The sequence below is a fragment of the Mediterraneibacter sp. HA8405 genome (assembly GCF_056148955.1).
Map to the genome: position 1 here is coordinate 1242748 of NZ_CM148758.1, position 19060 is coordinate 1261807.

14 protein-coding genes are annotated in these 19060 nt (G+C 47.0%); 11 read left to right on the forward strand and 3 right to left on the reverse strand.

Translation table 11 applies throughout. The annotated features are described in order from the left end of the window. The first annotated feature begins 51 nt into the window (after positions 1–51). The 5 genes from AC0QUU_RS05860 (at position 52) to clpX (ending at position 7049) form a co-directional block, all read left to right on the forward strand. Positions 52–1461, forward strand: a complete 1410-nt coding sequence (locus AC0QUU_RS05860) for an MBOAT family O-acyltransferase (protein ID WP_474545156.1) — start codon at positions 52–54, stop codon at positions 1459–1461. Between the two features lie 8 nt (positions 1462–1469). Next, complete coding sequence (locus AC0QUU_RS05865; RefSeq protein WP_474545158.1) at positions 1470–2627, forward strand: DHHW family protein; 1158 nt, start codon at positions 1470–1472, stop codon at positions 2625–2627. Beyond that, positions 2620–3381, forward strand: a complete 762-nt coding sequence (locus tag AC0QUU_RS05870; RefSeq protein ID WP_474545160.1) for a pseudouridine synthase — start codon at positions 2620–2622, stop codon at positions 3379–3381. The genes AC0QUU_RS05865 and AC0QUU_RS05870 overlap by 8 nt, the downstream gene beginning before the upstream one ends. 82 nt (positions 3382–3463) lie before the next feature. Beyond that, on the forward strand, positions 3464–5422 hold the full coding sequence (gene ligA, locus AC0QUU_RS05875; RefSeq protein WP_474545162.1) for an NAD-dependent DNA ligase LigA: 1959 nt from the start codon (positions 3464–3466) through the stop codon (positions 5420–5422). 160 nt (positions 5423–5582) lie between these two features. Continuing rightward, positions 5583–7049, forward strand: coding sequence for an ATP-dependent Clp protease ATP-binding subunit ClpX (gene clpX, locus AC0QUU_RS05880; protein WP_474545164.1), 1467 nt, complete (start codon positions 5583–5585; stop codon positions 7047–7049). Positions 7050–7114: 65 nt separating this feature from the next. On the opposite strand, the gene AC0QUU_RS05885 is transcribed toward clpX, so the two are convergent. Continuing rightward, positions 7115–8821, reverse strand: coding sequence for a S8 family peptidase (locus AC0QUU_RS05885; protein ID WP_474545165.1), 1707 nt, complete (start codon positions 8819–8821; stop codon positions 7115–7117). Positions 8822–9072: 251 nt separating this feature from the next. On the opposite strand from AC0QUU_RS05885, the gene AC0QUU_RS05890 reads away from it, so the two are divergent. The 4 genes from AC0QUU_RS05890 (at position 9073) to AC0QUU_RS05905 (ending at position 11601) form a co-directional block, all read left to right on the forward strand. Beyond that, on the forward strand, positions 9073–9723 hold the full coding sequence (locus AC0QUU_RS05890) for a zinc ribbon domain-containing protein (protein ID WP_474545167.1): 651 nt from the start codon (positions 9073–9075) through the stop codon (positions 9721–9723). A 24-nt stretch (positions 9724–9747) separates the two neighbouring features. Next, the gene (locus tag AC0QUU_RS05895) at positions 9748–10251 is read left to right on the forward strand and encodes a signal peptidase II (RefSeq protein ID WP_474545169.1); all 504 of its coding nucleotides are present in this window, start codon (positions 9748–9750) and stop codon (positions 10249–10251) included. Positions 10252–10328: 77 nt separating this feature from the next. Continuing rightward, positions 10329–11165 (forward strand): NAD(+) diphosphatase, encoded by an 837-nt coding sequence (nudC, locus tag AC0QUU_RS05900; RefSeq protein ID WP_474545171.1) that lies wholly within the window; start codon positions 10329–10331, stop codon positions 11163–11165. A 13-nt stretch (positions 11166–11178) separates the two neighbouring features. After that, complete coding sequence (locus AC0QUU_RS05905; RefSeq protein WP_474545172.1) at positions 11179–11601, forward strand: bacteriohemerythrin; 423 nt, start codon at positions 11179–11181, stop codon at positions 11599–11601. A gap of 847 nt (positions 11602–12448) precedes the next feature. On the opposite strand, the gene AC0QUU_RS05910 is transcribed toward AC0QUU_RS05905, so the two are convergent. Then, positions 12449–13726 (reverse strand): dihydroorotase, encoded by a 1278-nt coding sequence (locus AC0QUU_RS05910; RefSeq protein ID WP_474545174.1) that lies wholly within the window; start codon positions 13724–13726, stop codon positions 12449–12451. A 182-nt stretch (positions 13727–13908) separates the two neighbouring features. Beyond that, positions 13909–15141: a 6-phosphofructokinase gene (locus AC0QUU_RS05915; RefSeq protein ID WP_474545176.1), complete on the reverse strand. Its 1233-nt coding sequence runs from the start codon at positions 15139–15141 to the stop codon at positions 13909–13911. Positions 15142–15450: 309 nt separating this feature from the next. Between AC0QUU_RS05915 and AC0QUU_RS05920 the strand changes: the two genes are divergently transcribed. Both AC0QUU_RS05920 and AC0QUU_RS05925 read left to right on the forward strand, forming a co-directional pair. Further along, complete coding sequence (locus AC0QUU_RS05920) at positions 15451–16731, forward strand: hypothetical protein (RefSeq protein ID WP_474545177.1); 1281 nt, start codon at positions 15451–15453, stop codon at positions 16729–16731. Beyond that, entirely contained in the window at positions 16715–18811 is a 2097-nt protein-coding gene (locus tag AC0QUU_RS05925; RefSeq protein WP_474545179.1) for a hypothetical protein, read from the forward strand. The genes AC0QUU_RS05920 and AC0QUU_RS05925 overlap by 17 nt, the downstream gene beginning before the upstream one ends. The last annotated feature ends 249 nt before the right edge of the window (positions 18812–19060 follow it).

A 19060-nucleotide genomic window follows, 5' to 3' on the forward strand; every position in this document is an offset into this window, starting at 1 on the left:
GCCGGAACGCGCAGAGACCGGCAGACAAAGCACAGCGGGGAGGAAACAGATATGCTATTCAGCAGTGTTACTTTTTTATTTTTCTTTTTGCCGGTTGTACTGGTACTATATTACATTATCCCTGCGAAGGGGAAAAATATTGTTCTGCTTATTGCAAGCCTGGTATTTTATGCCTGGGGAGATCCGGTATATGTGGCGCTCCTGCTTTTATCCGTTTGTCTGAACTATTTCTGCGGAAGGGAGATTCAGGCAGGAGAAGATGATCCGCGCAGGGCAAAGCGAAGCGTAATCTTTGCCGTTGTGGCCAATATTTTGATTCTTGGTTTTTTTAAGTATTACGGGTTCCTTCTGGATATGCTGTCAGAACTGTTTTCTGCGGACATTCCGTACCGGGTGCTGCCGCTGCCCATCGGAATATCTTTTTACACATTTCAGGCCCTGTCTTATGTAGTAGATATTTACAGAAAGAAAGTAAAGGCTCAGAACAATATTCTCAGTTTTGCTCTTTATATCTGTATGTTTCCCAAGCTTATCGCAGGCCCTGTTGTACGTTATGCGGACTTTGAACAGCAGCTGACAGAGAGGAGGTTTTCTGTCGGCAGAATCGGACAGGGGAGCAGGTATTTTATTATAGGACTGGCAAAAAAGGCGATACTGGCCAATACGGCGGGGGCTATATTCGAGCAGATTTCCGCAGGGCCGGCCTCCAGTATGTCTGCGCTGACCGCATGGATCGGGTGTATTTCCTTTGCATTTCAGATTTACTTTGATTTCAGCGGGTATTCCGATATGGCCGTCGGGCTTGGCAAAATGTTCGGATTTGAATTCCGGAAAAATTTTGATTATCCATACACGGCAACCAGTATTGCCGACTTCTGGAGAAGATGGCACATTTCTTTAACAAACTGGTTTCGGGAATACGTTTATATTCCGCTTGGAGGAAATCAGTGTTCTCCGGCCAGAAATGTCCTTAATATAATGATTGTATGGACCCTGACCGGCATGTGGCACGGAGCAGCCTGGAATTTTATTGTCTGGGGCGTATACTATGGAATCATACTTGTTATGGAAAAGTACGTATGGGGCGTTTTTCTGGACGAAGTTCCGAAAGTTGTGGCGCGCATATACACCGGCATTCTTGTACTTGTGGGATGGGTATTTTTCTTCAGCCCCAGCCTGGGATACTCGGTGAGGTATCTGATGGCCATGATCGGGGCGGGCGCAGGTCTGGCGGATGCTCAGGGGGGATTTCTGCTGATTACCCACTGGCTTCTGTATCTCCTTGCGGTTCTTTGTTCCGGTACAGTGGGAATCCGGCTGTTTCGGGGAATAACAGGCATTTCCTCAAACAGGAAAGTCCGTGCTGTGACAGAGACAGCCGTTTATATGATAATGTTTTTTATTTCGGTGGCATTTCTTGTAACAGATACATACAATCCGTTTTTATATTTTAGGTTTTAGGTGAAACGATGAAAAACAGAAAAAAACTAAAGGGGCCGGCGGACGGCCTGCTGGGATTCCTGTTCCCGGCAGTGCTGCTGCTGGTTATGATTATCAATCTTCTTGTCCCTGACAGGGCGGTGTCGGAGACGGAGAACCGGGCGCTAGCGGAAAAGCCGCAGATTACATTGAGCAATGCAGTGAGAAGAGATTTTGCGGAGCGGTATGAAAATTATGCAAGCGACCAGTTCGTGGGCCGCGATATGCTGCGCAGCGTCAAGGTGTCTTTAAGCCGGCTGGGAGGCAGCCATATGGAAAATGGCGTTTATATCGGAAAAAACGGAAGGCTTTTTGAAGAAATTCAGGTTCCGGATCAGGGACAGATGTCCGAAAACCTTACAGCCATAAAAAGTTTTTCAGAAAGATATCCGGATATTCCGGTTTCAATGATACTGGCTCCGGATGCAGCCTGTGTGTTAAGTGAAAGTCTCCCTCTTTTCGGGGGAGTGGAGGATCAGAGTCAGCTGATCAGTATGGTGAAAAACGAGCTGGATGATTCTGTAAACTGGATTGATGCCGTGTCGGTATTGAACCGGCACAGATCGGAAAACATATATTATAAAACAGATCCCCACTGGACGTCGCTGGGAGCGTTTTATGTTTTTCAGGAAGCGGCGGCATCGCTTGGAATTGAAGAGGATGTATCAGACAATTTCGTCTCTTATACCGTATCAGATGACTTCAACGGAGATCTCTCTTCCAGGAGCGGCGTTTTTCTGGATGAGACAGAACAGATTGATATCTATGTTCCTACAACGGGAGACAACGATCTGACGGTAACTTATGTGGATGAAGCAAGAAAAGCAACCTCCATTTATGATTCTTCCATGCTTGAGACAAAAGATCAGTACAATGTGTTCCTGGGCGGCGACAGCTCTGTCATAGATATCAAGACAGTATCTACCAGCAGCGACAGGATTCTTGTTGTGAAAGATTCTTTTGCAGACTGTTTTATCCAGTTTCTGACTCCCTTCTATCGGGAAATTGTTGTTGTAGACCCCTGTTACTGTACAGAGACGCTGGACGAAATTATGGATACATACCGCATTACAGATGTGCTTGTACTGTACAGCGGAAATACATTTTTTACAGACAAAAATATCAGTGGAGTGTTTGCAGGTGAGTAACAGAATAAAAGAAGAATTTATACGGAAGAGAGAGCCGGTAAGGCTGAATAAGTATTTAAGTGAGGCGGGAGTCTGCTCCAGGAGAGAGGCTGACCGCCTCATTGAAAGCGGAAAGGTAACTGTAGACGGCCGGCCCGCTGTTACAGGAATGCGTATTATACCCGGACAGATAGTAAAGGTAGGCAGAAAAACGGTCTCGAAACAGGACGATATGATCGTTCTGGCAGTGAATAAACCGAAGGGGATTGTGTGCACAGAGGAAAAACGGGAGAGAAACAGTATTGTACGTTTCCTGAATTATCCGGTTCGTGTGACTTATGTGGGCCGGCTTGATAAGGACTCCCGCGGTCTTCTGCTTATGACAAATAACGGGGATATTATTAACCGGATGATGCGTGCTGCCAACCGGCATGAGAAAGAATACAAAGTAACTGTAGACCATGAGATTACGCCGGAGTTCTTAAAACATATGGCTGCAGGCGTGCCTATACTGGATACGGTGACACGGCCCTGCGCGGTAAAACAGATCGGGAAATATACCTTTTCCATTATACTTACCCAGGGGCTGAACCGGCAGATCCGCCGGATGTGTCAGGCGCTGGGGTATGAAGTAAAGGACCTTGTACGGGTGCGGGTGATGAATATTCATCTGGGCGGACTGAAAGAGGGAGAGTACCGAAAGCTGACAGATCAGGAACTGGAAGAACTGTACGATATGATCAAGAATTCTCCGGGAACAGCATCTGGAAAATAGCTGTGAGAGCTGCCGGGCCGGAGCTCTGCCGGAGAAGAAGAGTCTGCGTAAAAACGGGCAGAGCATCAGACAGGAGGAAATTATGGAAGAAAAAAGAAAACGTATGCGGGAGCTGGTGGAGTTTCTGAACCGGGCAAGACGCGCATATGAACAGGAAGATACAGAAATTATCAGCAATTACGAATATGACAGACTTTACGATGAACTGCAGAGTCTGGAGAAAGAGCTGGGAACAACCCTCGCATCCAGTCCTACCGTCAATGTGGGGTATGAAGTGTTAAGCGAGCTGCCCAAAGAACGGCATGAGCGGCCTATGCTGTCCCTGGACAAGACAAAGGACGTAGAGCGTCTGAAAGAATTTCTGGGAGGTCAGAAAGCCATGATTTCCTGGAAACTGGACGGTCTGACCATTGTGCTTACCTATCGGGAAGGAGAACTGCAGAAAGCAGTTACAAGAGGAAACGGAGAAGTAGGAGAAGTTATCACAAATAATGCAAAAGTATTTCAGAATCTTCCCTGCCGGATCCCGTATCGGGGTGAGCTGGTTATAAGGGGAGAGGCAGTCATATCCTATTGTGATTTTGAAAAAATTAACGAAGAAATCGAAGATGTGGATGCCAGATATAAAAACCCGCGCAATCTGTGCAGCGGTTCCGTGCGCCAGCTGAACAACCAGATTACGGCAAAGCGGAATGTGAAGTTTTATGCTTTTACGCTTGTAAGAGCGGAGGGTCCGGACTTTCATAATTCCCGTCTGTATCAGATGAAATGGCTTTCAGAGCAGGGGTTTGACGTAGTGGAACATCATACGGTTACCGCCGGAACCATCGAGGAAGAAGTACAGTGGTTTGCGCGGCATATTGAGGAAAACGAGATTCCTTCTGACGGCCTTGTACTTGTCTATGACGACATTGCGTATGGAGAGTCTCTGGGGACAACGGCAAAATTTCCCCGGGATTCCTTCGCTTTTAAATGGGCGGATGAGGTCAGAGAAACTACGCTTCTTGAGATTGAATGGAGCCCTTCACGGACAGGGCTGATCAACCCGGTTGCCATTTTTGATCCGGTTGAGCTGGAAGGCACAACGGTGAGCAGGGCAAGCGTCCACAATATCAGCATTATGGAGGAACTGGAACTGGGCGTGGGAGACCGGATTGAGGTATATAAGGCAAATATGATTATTCCCCAGATTGCCCGGAATCTGACGCGGAGCGGTGTGAAGGATATTCCGGAAGTCTGTCCCGTATGCGGCGGAAAAACCCAAATCCATATGGAGAATGACACGAAGACGCTGTACTGTACAAATCCGCAGTGCCAGGCAAAACACGTAAAGTCATTTACCCTGTTTGTCAGCCGGGACGCCATGAATATTGAAGGGCTTTCAGAAGCGACACTGGAAAAATTTATTCTTCATGGCTATATAAAAGACTTTACGGATATTTTTCATCTGGACAGATACGAAGAGCAGATTAAAAATATGGAAGGTTTCGGTGAAAAATCCTATATCAATCTGCAGAATAGTATAGAAAATGCCAGAAATACTACAATGCCCCGGCTGATTTATGCGCTTGGCATCCCGAATGTGGGGGCAGCCAACGCAAAGTTGATCTGCCGTGCCCTTAATCAGGATCCGCAGAGAATTCTGAATGCAACAGTGGAAAAACTTAGTGAGATATCCGGTGTAGGCGGAGTAATCGCAGGGACATTTGTGGAGTATTTTGCAGACGAAGGGCACCGGAATGTATTCCTGAAGCTGCTGGACGAAGTGCGCATACCGAAGGAAGAGAGCAGAACGGCTGAGCAGATTTTCAGCGGCATGAATTTTGTGATTACGGGAAGCGTGAATCACTTTGCCAACCGGAGTGAAGTGAAGGAGGAGATCGAAAAGAGAGGCGGAAAGGTGACAGGAAGCGTCACTTCAAAGACAAACTATCTGATCAATAATGACGCGGCTTCTGCTTCCTCAAAAAACCGGAAAGCAAAAGAACTTGGAATTCCGATTATATCGGAAGATGAATTTCTTGAATTAATGGAAAAATAGTAAGAAAATCAGGGAATGTGCGGATTTATTCCGAACAAAACCCGGTGAAAACTGTTTTAGAAAAAGTTCATTTGTATAATCCGAACAAGTATACTATAATATGGACAGGTCTGCAGATTGTGCTGCAGCATGCAATTTACGGTTAAAGAAGGGATTATTTATGTCAGATAACGATTTCACTATATTAGACGAAGAAGAAAAAAAGGAGCAGAGGGACGGCGGAACAGAGAAAGAAAAGAGCCATGAGCTTACTGCTTCAGAACACGGGAAAAAGGATGACAATAGCAGCGAATATGAGAAAATCTGTTTTATCTGTCACCGGCCGGAGAGCGTTACAGGCAAGATGATTGATCTGCCGAATAATATTACAGTGTGTCCGGACTGTATGCAGAGAAGTTTTGACGCTATGACAAGCGGAGCAGTGGATCTGAACCGGCTGATGAACATGCCCGGCGTACAGTTTGTCAATATGTCCGATCTGGAAAATATGCAGACGAAACAGCAGAAGATCAAGAAGAAAAAGGAAAAGCCGAAAGAGTTTCATCAGCTTGACATAAAGAATATTCCGGCACCCCATAAGATCAAGGCGCGGCTGGATGAATATGTAGTGGGACAGGAATATGCAAAAAAAGCTATGTCCGTTGCGGTTTACAATCATTATAAACGCGTGGCTACAGACACAATGGATGATATCGAGATTGAAAAATCCAATATGCTTATGATCGGGCCTACCGGATGCGGAAAAACGTATCTTGTAAAAACTCTGGCCAGACTGCTGGATGTTCCCCTGGCCATTACGGATGCCACTTCTCTTACGGAAGCCGGCTACATAGGAGACGATATAGAAAGTGTCGTTTCAAAGCTTCTGGCAGCTGCGGATAACGATGTGGAACGGGCGGAACAGGGTATTATTTTTATTGATGAAATTGACAAGATTGCGAAGAAGCATAATACAAACCAGCGCGACGTCAGCGGAGAGTCTGTTCAGCAGGGAATGCTGAAACTGCTGGAAGGCAGCGAAGTGGAAGTGCCGGTAGGCGCAAACAGCAAAAACGCCATGGTGCCTCTTACGACGGTGAATACAAAGAACATTCTCTTTATCTGCGGCGGCGCTTTCCCGGATCTGGAAGACATTATCAGAGAACGGCTGCAGAAGAAGACTTCCATGGGATTTAATGCGGAGCTGAAAGATAAACTGGACCATGATAAAGATCTGCTGTCAAAGGTGACTGTAGAAGATTTAAGAAAATTCGGCATGATTCCGGAGTTCCTGGGACGTCTGCCTATTATATTTACGCTGAAAGGACTGGACAAGGATATGCTTGTCAAGATTCTGAAAGAGCCGAAAAATGCTATACTCAAACAATATCAGAAGCTTCTGGCTCTGGATGAGGTGCGGCTGGACTTTGATGATGACGCGCTGGAAGCGATAGCGGAAAAGGCAATGGAGAAGGACACCGGAGCCCGTGCTCTTCGTGCAATTATTGAAGAGTTTATGCTGGACATCATGTATGAGATACCAAAAGATGACAGCATAGGCGAAGTGACCATTACACGGGCATATATAGAAGGAACCGGAGGCCCTGTGATCCGGCTGAGAGGCCAGGCGGTTCCGCGGCTCGGATAAAAAGGATGAAATGAAAAGCGGATCGGAGACGGTTCAGAGAGGGATGCTGCGAAGGCAGCATCCCTTTATAATTGCCGTATTGTTTCAAAAGTGTTGTACAGATTGAGCTGACCGTAGCCCCACTCCCGGTTGGGATACTCCATGGTTTTCGGCCTCACGGCTCCCAGGATCAGCAGACTTTTGATCTGATAGGAGTCTATGCCGGGAACATTTTCATAATTCAGAAGCCATTCCAGCATAAGGGCAATGGCGCCGGCGGTAACAGCGGCTGCGGCGCTGGCACCGGTCCGGACGGTAAATCTTCCCCCGGGCAGAGCCCCCGGTACGTCTACACCCGGCGCGGCAATATCCGGTTTAATCCGCCGGGAACGGGTATAGCCCCGTCCGGATGACTGGGAAAGGGCATCGGTATTTCCGTTATAGTAGGAGACAACAATCGGGCTGTCTGCAGCGGCGGGATTGGTCAGAGTATAGTATGGATCCGGTTCCAGAAAATATACTTCTCCGCTTAAAAACTCTGTTACGGGAAGCCACATATGAAACTGGCCGTCTGCCAGAGCCAGAGGTTCAATTATGATTTTCCATATACCGGGAGCAGGTGTGTCAAAGCGGAAAAATACCAGTTCAGAAGTTGACTTTTCTACAAGAAGTCGGTAATCTATGGAAACTTTTGTCCGCTCAAACAGAAAACTGACCTCTGCACTGGCGCCTGCCCGGAACGGAATGCGGGATGTGTTTTCTCCGGAAGGGGACAGGATAGAGATAGACAGAATATTGGGAATATCGGTCCAAAGTTCCAGAGAAAAGCCGGAAACATTTTCATCTACCCGGATTTCTACGCTTTTCCTGTCAGCCATGTCGGCTATAGTGTTGAAATAGTGATGCCTTTTATCTGCCTCATTGCCTGTGCCGATTACAGTAATATGATTTGCTTTCGTACTGTAACCCTCGATCAGGTAAGAGAAGGGCAGGGTACCTATATGACCGCCCATATTTGACCCGACGGTAATGCAGACAACCAGTGGCAGGCTGAGGGAATCTGCCAGATCGTTCAAATATTTCAGCCCCAGCATCAGATCCGTTTCCTGGTAACAGACTGCATCGGAAGGAATGAAATAGTAATCTCTCAGATACTGCTTTGCCTGTTTCAGCTTGACGACTGCGATGGATGCTTCGGGTGCCGCGCCCAGAAACTGTTCCTGAGGATTTCCGGAGCCGGCCGCCAGGCTGGCGGTGTACGTTCCGTGTCCGGTATCGTCCGAGGAGGGAACCACCGCCAGAGGATTTTCTTCGTTCAGCGCCTCGTTGATCTGTTTTTCGGTAAATTCCGTCCCATATGCGAAGCCTTCCGGCGGTGATCCGCTCTGCACAGTCTGGTCCCAGATGGCGGCGATTCGTGTGGAACCGTCGATATTCCGGAACACCTGGTTTGTATAGTCAATGCCGCTGTCCAGAAAGCCGATCAGGACTCCCTCCCCCTTCAGCTGAAAAGTGGGGTAATTCTGAACCGGCAGAATGCCGGTCTGATTCAGTGTCTCCATGCTGGTAGGAGTAAAGCATTTGGGAATGGAATTATAGGAAAACCGGGAGAGAGTAACAGGACCTGCAAGCTCCGCGGGCAGATAGAAACATTTATAGTCAAAACCGGCGTCCTGTTCACACTGCCCTTCCCGCATAATACTTTCAAAGAAAGGAGTACGCACATGATTTCCGATAAAATCACGGTAATCTTCGGAGAGAATATGCTGTCGGCATGTTTCGGAATCCGTCATATTTACCTCTTTGTTTTTTCTCAAATATATGAATTCTGCGGGCAGATTATGCCGTGAATTTCTGCCGGTACAGATATGGTCAGCTATGACAGCTGAAAATGAAACAGCATAATTAAGATGCTTAAAAAAGTATGAAAAAAATCCGATTTTGTTGAAGTTGACGCATAATGGGGTATAATAAGGTGTATGAAACCCGGAGTTTCTGTCGGATAGATTCCTTTGAGAAAAAGGAAAAGAAGGGAGAAGGAAAGATGAAAGATTTTTTTGAAGATCTGGGAAAACGTCTTGGCGAGACAGCGGAGACTGTGACAAATAAGGCGAGTGAAGCTATCGAAATTCAGCGTTTGAAAAGTAAGGTGCGCGGCCTCGCAAGAGAAAATGCCGTTGATCTTATGGAGATGGGACGCATGATCTATGACAGTTATAAAGAAGGAGGAGAGGTCGGTGAAGAGGCGGAGCAGCTGTGCCGGTCCATAAGCGGTCGCGAGGACAGCATGAAGAAATTCAACAAAAAGATTGCGGAGCTTAAGGGCGCGTTTGAATGCAAATCATGTGGAAAAATGGTAGAAAAAGGCATGTCTTTCTGCCCGTACTGCGGTACAAAAGCAGAGGAAGAGGTATATGAAGGCGAAGTGTTCGACGGGGAAGCGGAAGAAGAAAATACTGCAGGTGACAGCGTGAAATCAGATGATATGAAAGAAAAAGCTGCGGATGCGGCCCAAAATATGGCTGAAAAAGCAGGAAAAGCTGCAAAAAGAGCGGGTGAGATGGCGGAAAAAGCTGCGAAGAAGACATCAGAGATGGCAGAAAAGGCTGCGGATAAAGTAGATGATATTGCGGGAAAGGCAGCGGAAAAAGCAGAAAAGGCCGCAGAGAAAGCAGCAGACAAATTAAAAGATTAACAACCTTTTGCAGGACGGAAAAGTATGAAGAAGATATGGTTTATCGGTGAAAGTATAGTCCTGATCGCATTGGATCAGAGTCTGAAATTGTATACAGAGCAGAATCTGAATCCGGGAGAAGAAAAGCATCTTACAGACCGGATTGTTCTGCGCAGAGTTAAGAATAAGGGGATGTGTCTGAATCTTCTGCAGGACAGGCCGGAAGTGGTGAAAAAGCTTTCTGCTTTCGCGGCGCTGGCGGTTACAGCAGTTCAGGCGGCAGGGCTGTTCCGGAAGGGACATTTCTTCCGGAAAAATGGCCTGGCGCTTCTTTCGGCAGGCGCCTGGAGCAATACTTTTGACCGGTGGACGAAGGACGGCGTTGCAGATTATATTGGCATAAAGTGCGGCAATGAAAAAGTGTCGGCAATTACATACAATCTGGCGGACTTTTTTATCTTTGCCGGAAATGTAATTCTTGCGGCAGCGGCACTTTTTTCCGGAGGAAAAAGAAAAAATAGGAAATCAGAGAAAAATATGGTATCATAGACAGGGAAAGAAATCTGGCCCGCAGGCAGTGAATTGAATTTTGATCCGCCTGCGGGCCTGTGCGGGAGAAAAGGACTATGATTCAGGATATACAGCCCCATCGTTATGACAATCAGTACCGGCCGGTTCCTCCGGACAGAGACAGCTATGCTTTGTATTATGAGGAACATGCGGCTCTTTTAAAGCGTACGGCAGACAGAATTGTTTTTCCGAAATTCCGGGATCTGGAACGTCTGAATGAGGAAATTTATAATGACTGCACCTATTTGTTTTCCATAGACGGAGAGCGTTATTATCTGGTTGAAGAGCTCAGCCGGGAGCCGCTGTCGGAATTTACGATGGAAAATACAGAGATTTTCCGGCGCGCTGATCCGCAGTACAGCGCTTTTGCCGGAATTACAGGTTATCAGCTTTACATCTGGTACAGAGACCATAAGTACTGCGGAAGATGCGGACATCTCCTGGAACAGGACGGGAAAGAAAGAATGCTCCGCTGCAAAGAATGCGGCAATATGGTCTATCCGAAAATCTGCCCTGCAGTTATTATAGGAGTAACGGACGGCAGCAGGATACTGATGTCAAAATATGCCGGCCGGACTTATAAAAAATATGCGCTTCTGGCAGGTTTTGCAGAGATCGGCGAGACGCTGGAGGAGACTGTAAAGCGGGAAGTTATGGAAGAAGTCGGACTGAAAGTGAAGAATATCCGGTATTATAAGAGTCAGCCCTGGTCCTTCAGCGATACACTGCTGATGGGGTTTTACTGTGATCTGGACGGAACGGATGAGATTATACTTAACCGGGAGGAACTTGCGCTTGCAGAATGGTTTGAGCGGGAAAAAATCCCGGTGGGACCGTCAAGAGACAGTCTTACTAATGAGATGATTATGAAGTTTAAAAACAGAGAAGTATAGGAGGAAGAAAAGTATGAGAGCAGTATTTGATGACAACCTGGTAACGGGAAATGAGATGATTGACGGACAGCACAAAGAGCTGATTGAAAAGATTAACAGGCTTCTGGACAGCTGCGAAAATGGAAATGACAAAAGAGTAGCCATAACTACTCTGGACTATCTGGCAGATTACACAGAGTTCCACTTCGGCGAAGAAGAAAAACTGCAGGAATCCATCGGATATCCGGGAATTGAGGCGCACAAAAAAGAGCATGACAAACTTCGTGAAGTTGTAAAAGATCTGTATAATATGCTGGAAGAAGAGGAAGGTCCGTCCAATGCATTCGTGGAGCAGGTCAACAGAAATGTAATTGAGTGGCTTTACGGACATATCAAGACATTCGACCGGTCAGTGGCAGAATACAAATACATGAACAGCAACAGTGAGAGACTGTAACTTCGGATTTGTCGAAGGGAATTTCCGGACAGCAGACACAAACCGGAAGGGAAGGAAGTTTTTATAAGACGGATTCAGAAGAGGGGGACAGGAAATTCTGATTCCGTTCCATGAGTTAAGATAAATCACGAAGATCGGGAATCAGCTAAAAGCAGGATTTACGGCGGGCTAACTCGCATGCGCTCGGACAAAGCCCGCCGCAGATCCTGACGCTGATTCCCGGTCTTCTATTTATCTAAACTCATTTCAGAGTCATCAGAATTTCCTGTCCCCCTCTTCTGAAAGGCACATCCAAAAACTCTCCGGACTTCCGTTTTTCTGTTCCTCAGTCCGGAAATTCCCTTCGCCAATCCTCATAAGACAAAAACAGCGGGGAGCTTTAACGGCGGAGACGGCAGGTGATCCAGGCAGTAGTGATGCTTTAGATCCGGGCAACTGCAGTCGGAACAGCCATCACTTCCGAATATCAGCACAGTGCAATATTTACCAGTAAAGTTCCCCTGATTCTTCCCTTTATGAGGAATTGCGAAAGGTACTTCTGCATTGGGAAAAAGCAGAAATATTCAGGAACTTCTTGCGGATAGAATACACAGGAGATACGGGATGCGGGATCCTTGTGACTCGGAGGAGTCTGTCAGAAAAATAAAGGATCTGATGTCTGATGTTAAGGCCTGAGATGAATCTGCCCGAACGCAGTGAGTTTTCATCTCGGGCCTTGCTTTTAATCAGATTTCAGATCCTTTATTTTTCTCAGATTCCGGAGTGGAACAAGGATCCCGCATCCCGTATCTCCGTCCCGTTCTATCCAGGAAATTCTGAATTTTTTCCGGTATTTCTTAATTCAAGTTCATTTCGACAAATCCGAATCTGTATATATGATTTCCCCGCTGCAGAGGGTCATTTTTATTTTTCCATACAGTTTCCACCCGGTGAAGGGGGAGTTGGAGGAGCGTGAGGCGTATTCTTCCGGCGTCCACTGCTCTTCCGGATTAAAGATGACAAGATCAGCAGCCTCTCCTTCAGCAATTTTTCCTGCCGGAAGATGATAGAGACGGGCAGGATTTACTGTCATTTTCTCCAGCAGCTTAAGCAGAGACAGATGCCCCGGCCGAACCAGTTCGGTGATGCCAAGAGAAAGGGCAGTTTCCAGTCCGATAATACCGCTTGGAGCGGCCGTTATGGACCGGGCTTTTTCTTCAGCGCTGTGCGGAGCGTGGTCTGTGGCAATCAGATCAATAGTTCCGTCCGCAAGACCGCGGATAATAGCCTGGCGGTCTTCTTCTGTCCGCAGAGGCGGGTTCATCTTTGCAAGAGTTCCGTATTTGAGCACTGCCTCATCTGTAAGGGTGAAGTGATGGGGAGTTGCCTCCGCATGCAGGCTGGCGCCCATTTTTTTAAATGTTCTTACAAGTTCCACAGAGCAACCGGAGCTGATATGCTGGATTACGACATGGGCTCCGGAGCGCAGGGCCAGAAGGCAGTCCCTTGCAACAAGGGATTCTTCGGCAACAGAAGGGGAGCCGTAGATGCCGAGCTGATCGGAGACGGCGCCGTGATTGATTCCGTTATTTTTAATGAAAGAAGGATCCTCCTCATGGAGACTGATAGGAACATCCAGCCGGCGGGCTTCCTTCATTGCCCGGTACAGAAATGCGGCATTGCGAAGCGGAATACCGTCATCTGTGAAGCCGCGTGCTCCTGCCTGCGTAAGTGCTTCCATATCTGTCTGCTCTTCTCCTTTCAGAGAGCGTGAGACAGCCGCAGCCTGATAGATATGGATTTTTTCTGTTTCTGCCCGTGACAGAATGTCATTTAACACGGGTACGCTGTCTGTTACGGGAGAGGTATTGGCCATACATACAACAGAGGTGAATCCTCCTTTTGCGGCCGCCAAAGAGCCGGTGTGCAGGTCTTCTTTGTAGGTGAAGCCGGGATCCCGGAAATGAACATGGGTGTCGATAAGACCGGGAGCAATGACAAGTCCTTCTGCATCCAGTATTTCCTCATTTTCAGAGGGAGTAAGACCGGCGCGGATTTCACAGATGAGTCCGTCCCGGATCCGAAGATCGGAAGAAAACATTTTTTGTGAGGCAGGATCGGCGATCAGGCCGTTTTTAATAATCATAAACAAGTCCTCCTTGAATAATAATCTCTCTTTCGCATAAGTATAGCGCATTGTATCGTCAGCGTCCAACGGAAGATAAAGCAAATCAGAAAAAACATAGTTTTGCAGATAATAAAAAAATAAAAGGGAGGACGTATGCCGGATTCCGGCTGTCCTCCCTTTAAATCCAGTCGGCCTATTTCCTACAGATGGCGGTAAAGATGACGCGGTATGCCGTCCACCATGACAGGAGATACGTCGCCCTGGATCAGCGGGCGCACATAACTTACAAAATCATCTGTTACATAAGAGCCGTCTTCTGTTACCCATTCGCGGGGAACAAGTTTTTCGTCATTGGCAATCTTATGCACATCCTTTACTTCAGTTCCGCTCTGATACGGGTCGTCGGACAGTCGTTTGAGCACGACCATCTTTCCGGAATCCCCTTCATCGGCAGCCTTAACAGCGGCGCCTCCTACCTGATAAGCTTCCAGGATATCCACACGGGACGCGCAGTGGGAAGCGGCGCGCTGCAGAGAACTGAGCTCAATGGAGCGGGTCTTGCAGCCGATCTCGCCGGCAATAAAACTTGCGAGATAATTGGCTGTTCCGGAGAGCTGTTTGTGACCGAATGCATCTACAAAGTCAATACTCTGTCCCAGTTCACATACATAACGTCCGTCTTCCAGCCGGATTCCTTCAGATACGGCTACTACAACAGAAGATTTTCTGGAAAGAAGCTCTTTTACTTTTGTGCTGAAAGCTTCGATATCAAAAGGAAGTTCGGGAAGGTAGATCAAGTCGGGGCCGGCGCAGTCTTCTCCTTTGGCAAGCGCGGAAGCTCCTGTCAGCCATCCGGCATTTCTTCCCATGATTTCCACGATGGATACAAGACCCTTTTCATATTCCAGACAAAAACTGTCGCGGATAATCTCTTTTACAGAAGTTCCGATATATTTGGCGGCACTTCCGTAGCCGGGTGTGTGGTCGGTAAGGGCCAGGTCGTTGTCAATGGTTTTCGGACAGCCGATAAAGCGGGTGGGATGTCCGGTTACGATAGCATAATCCGACAACTTTTTAATTGTGTCCATTGAGTCATTGCCGCCGATATAAATAAATGCTTCAATATTCAGTTTGTCCAGAATTCCGAAAATTTTTTCATAGACTGCTTTATCTTCGTGAATTTCAGGGAGCTTGAAGCGGCAGGATCCTAAAAATGCCGCCGGCGTTCTCTTAAGCAGTTCAGCATCAAGTTCATTGGTAATATATTCTGACAGATCAATATAGCGCTCCTGAAGAAGCCCCTGAACACCGTGGAGCATTCCATATACTTTTCCGGCGCCGCGGTCCTTGGCTGTGCGGTATACCCCTGCAAGACTGGAATTAATTGCTGCTGTGGGACCGCCTGACTGTCCGACAATAACGTTTCCTTTCATGATTCTTTCATACCTCCGTTTTACATAATAAAGTTATCACATTTTCCGCTGTGAAAACGACTCTATTAACAGTTTAGTGCATAATCACAAATTTGTAAATGAAAAAATGAAATATATAGTCAAAATAACGAAAGAATTTTTGTTGCCTTTTGGTAAAAATTCAGGTATTATACTAATACTTTAATCGTTCGGATTAATCTTTTTTCAACATCAGTTTCTGATGACTTTTCACATGAATCGGGATAATGGAGCTGTGATATATGGCCTGCGCGGACTGTACAGGCATTATGCGGCTGAAGAAAACAGAATATGGAAGAAATGTATGAAGTCCTTAAGTTTATTGAACATGGAACCCAATGCCGGCAGAGTATGGACTGCGAAAGGGGAGAACTGCTGATTTTCTGCCTGCGTGACAATCCGCGGCAGAAAAAAGAGATTTTGTTCGACTGGTTCCGGCAGATCAGTATCAGTCTGGATCAGTTCCACAGATGCAGGAAAGGCCAGAGATACCGGTATTTAAATCCATACAGCATTGTTGTATCGGAAGACGGGAAAGTATATCTGCTGAACCTGGAAGCTCCGGAAAATGAACCGGTAATAAAGAAAATGCAGAATAAGGCCGTAAGAAAACACTTTGTAAAAAGGGGAGGCAGAACAGAAAAGGAAGCAGAAGGAGATATGGATCTGTTTGGTTATGGCAGAACAATACAGTTTGTTCTTGCTTATACAGAGGCAGTTCCCTGCCTGACCAGAAGAGAGGAAAAGAAGATGGCCAGGGTTATTGAGAGGTGTACAGAATTACAGAAAAAAGGATATGGAGATATCCGGCAGGTGACAGGGGATATTCCGTCGCCGGCAAAGCGGCAGCCATTTTCCGGTATGTCCGGATGGAAAAAAGCTGCGGTTATGGCCGCAGGATGTCTTGGCGTTCTGGCGGTTCCGGCCGTGATTCTGTCGGGAAGCAAAGGAGATGCCGGAAGCAGAACGGCAGGTGAATTTCATTCAGAAGAGGGGCATGCGGCGGGAGCAGAGGGGGAAGGAACCGGGGGCGCAGAAACAGAAAGTCATACAGCGGTATTTCCCGAACATGAGGAAGATCCGATTACAGACGGAGAAATGACAGATGAGGAATACATTACCGCGGCAGGCCGGATTTTGAAAACTTATCTTCTGCAGAATACAGTTGAGGGAAATGAACAGACTCTTCTGCTCGGAAAAGAACTGGAACTGGAGGTGGTCCGGTCACTGGCTGCAGCCTATGAAAGACAGGAAATGACAGAGGAAGCGATCCTTGCATATGGCCGGCTTCTGGAGATTGAAGAGGGAACCGGCCGGATTGAAGAGGCCGCAGAAAAGAAGATGAAACTGGAGGCCGGACAGGGGCAATATGCCCGGGCAGTACTTACAGGTGAAAAAGCTCTGCAAAAGGCAGAAAATTCAGAGAGCATTCTTGATCTGACGGAAAAATACAGGCAGGAGCTGGAGGGAGAGCCCGGCAGGCAAAGAACCGGATCGGAAGAGAACGCTTTCGAGCAGCCGGCAGGGGAAAGTGAGGCCGGAGAGGAGGAAAAAGATGGACGGACAGAATAATTGTAAGAAAATGCGAAAAATAATGCGGCCTGTGTTTTTCGTTCTTTTTATCTTCCTCCGGGTTTTAATGATTTTTGCAGAGGAAGAAGAGGAAAATCAGCCAGGCGGAAGCCGGACAGAATTCCCGGAGATTCACTGTACAGAACCGGATGGGGAAAAGGGGTGGTATCTGTCCGGGCCGGATATTACGATTATACATAAAGCGCCGGAAGCAGTTACAAAGTTCCGCGTATCGCTGCCATCCGGTAAAACAGAGGAAGGAGATCTGCCAGCAGAAAGACAGGAAGATTTACAGGAAAAAGCGGAGAAAGAAGGGGAACAAAAGGGAGAGTTATTGAAGGAAGAAGACGGACAGACGGAATTATCAGCTGTGCATGTTATTTCAGGAGATATTTTTGAAGAAGGAAAAAATATTCTTGAAGTATGGATGATATCGTCGGAGGACGAAGAGGAAGTTTTCTGCCTCAGAAAAGAAATAATGGTGGATCTGGAACCGCCGGGAGAGGTGGAAATAAAGATTCCTTCCTATCCTGATGGAAATCGTTCCTTTTTTCCTTCAGAGGTGGAAATAGATGTAAAGTGCACTGACCGGGCTTCGGGAGTTGACGCAATCTATGTCTGTCTGGATGGAAACAGGGAACAGCTGATTCCGGGAGAACGGGGAACAATTACTGTTCCGCCGGGATACCGGGGGAAGATATCGGCTTATGCGAAGGATTGTTCAGGAAGGAAGAGTGAGACTTATACAGCCGGTCCGATACTCTGTGAGGATGATGCGCCCACAGTGGAAATACAGATCGCAGGAGGAACGGCTGTATGGCGGCAGAACAGCACGGAGGTGGAAGTATGTGTGAAAGACGGAGAAGATGCGTATGGCTTTTCATCAGGTCTTCGTTCGGTAACCTGCTATACGGGACGCCAGATTGTGGCAAAAAGAACCTGGGAATATGAAGGGGAACAGGTCCTGTCGGAAACACTGCGTTTTAAAGTGGCACAGTCTTCTTCGGGCGGCTCCCCTGTGCCGGTTACTGTTCATGTTTCAGACAGGGCAGGCAATACAGCGGTACTGACAGAAAGGCTTTATCTCGATTTCCATCCGCCGGAGGCAGAGATCTCCGGAGTACGCAGCGGGATGATCGCGGGAGAATGCCGGAAAGCTGTGTTTACGCTGAAAGACGAAAATATACTGAAAGAATGCAGCCTTAAGGTTTTCCGGGCGCGGATTGACGGGACAACGGAGATTGTCGTGGAGACGGTTCCGGAAGACTGGAGAGGAACAGTGCGGGAAAAAAGAATTGAAGTGGAATTTTCAGAAGATGGGAAATATGTATGTACAGTAACCGGAATAGATGCATCCGGACGGCGTACAGAGAAAACAATATCCTTTATAATTGACAGGACCGATCCGGTTATCCGTTACGTGGAACAGCTGAATGGTTCGCATATTCCTCTTTTTCAGTGGAATTACGGAAAAGAAATGATACAGGACCTTACGGAAAATTCTTACAGAATGTACTTGAACGGCAGAGAATATTTTACAGGTACCAGGATTACAACGGAAGGCAGGTATCTTCTTGAAGTACGCGCATGGGATCAGGCAGGGAATCATGCGTCCGCTGAGGCGGTATTTACCATTGACCATACCGGACCGGCAATATGCTGGGGAGAACTGAGAGAGGGGAGCGTCTATGAAGAAGGCGTGCTGCTGACTGTGTGGGTAGAAGGAAAAGGAGAACGGCTGAGCGGCCTGTACATAAACGGGGAAAAACAGCGGCTTGATTATGAAAGTCGTATTTTCCAGTATGAGATTCTCTGGAGCGGAAATTATACGGTTATTGCGCGGGCAGAAGATCTGGCGGGAAATTTTACAGAAAAAAGTATTACATTCAAGGTAAAGGGGAAAAAGGGATTTATGCCGGCAGTGTTTCAGATGCCGGAAACAATTGCCAGTGAATCATTAACAGACGGCGGAGGAAAAGAAATTTTTCTGCTCTTTCTGACTGTACCGGCCGCTGCCGTTCTTATTTATATCTGCCTGCGAAAGATTCGCAGATATATATCCGGAAGGAAAAAACATTAACTCCCAGGAGCAAAATATATTGTCGAAGCGGCCTGCGAATATCTGTCTGCAGGTAAATTGATATAATTAGCAAAATAAGTAGAAAAAAGGAGCTGAATCAGTTATAATCTATATGAATTATTTCGGCTCATATGTACAGCCAGTTGTATATATAAACCGGAATCAGAAACCGGCTGTTTGCAAAACCGGTATATAAAGCGGAAACTGTTATTGCAGTTTTTGCTAATACATTTTACATCAAAGGAAAAG